Raw genomic sequence first — 837 nt, 5'->3', positions numbered from 1 at the left:
AGGGCGGAACTGTATACAATTATGCCCTTTCAGGGCGCAAATTCAGATTGTCGTTTTTACGTAGGGCGTTGCCCTACGCTATATAATTAAGCCCTTTCAGGGCACTCCGCAAAATTATCATTTATCCGACGGTTTAGCTCGATTTTTGAGTCAAGAGAGGAAAGAATATCTGCGATGCGTTTCTGTTCTTCAAGCGAGGGAAAAGGTATCTCAAATTCTTTTATTTGCTGTGCATTTAGATTTTGCTGCGCCCCACCGTTAGCAAGTGATGCGAGGTATGCATAATCATTACACAAAGCATAATATACGAATCTGTAATCTGCTTTGGCAGAATCAATAGTCAGATTACAACACGCTTGATTGGTTGTTAGTGGTATCTTTGCAATAGCTGTTTTTCCTGCTGTTGCTCCATACATTGCGACAATTACAGAATCTGTTGGAATCCATTTTGCTGATGAATTATTTAGTCCTTTATCTGTTATTGTCTTTTCGGTTCCATATATGCGGCAGAAATTAATTTCCTTAGTGTTAAGCCAAGGAATATTTCCTCCGTAATATTCAGCGATTGTACTCTTAGGGGTACCGCCACTACATATATTTGAGCAGATATGTTGTATTTTTATTCTATTGTATTCTTCCATAAATGAGAATTTATCGGTTAGGCTGAAAGCCTTACAATTATATATTTATTGGGGTGCCCTGAAAGGGCTTAATTAGGGATATTCAGTAAATGTTCCTCTTTCTAAAAAATCAAGAGAAAAGCTTTGCTTTACGTGAGCTTTTCTCTTGATTTTTTCGTTCAACTCTCCCAGTCTTCTATCTTTTTTGTAGAATATT

At 37.4% G+C, this 837-nt stretch carries 1 protein-coding gene; it reads right to left on the bottom strand.

Going from position 1 to position 837, the window contains the following annotated elements; translation table 11 throughout:
• Nucleotides 1–86: 86 nt before the first annotated feature.
• Entirely contained in the window at nt 87–641 is a 555-nt protein-coding gene (locus HMPREF0106_RS00060; RefSeq protein WP_009041332.1) for a restriction endonuclease subunit S, read from the bottom strand.
• Nucleotides 642–837 lie beyond the last annotated feature (196 nt).

Source organism: Bacteroides sp. D22, assembly GCF_000163675.1.
GTDB lineage: Bacteria > Bacteroidota > Bacteroidia > Bacteroidales > Bacteroidaceae > Bacteroides > Bacteroides xylanisolvens.
The sequence above is the reverse complement of the archived record's forward strand: the minus strand, read 5'-3'. Positions and strand labels throughout refer to the sequence as shown.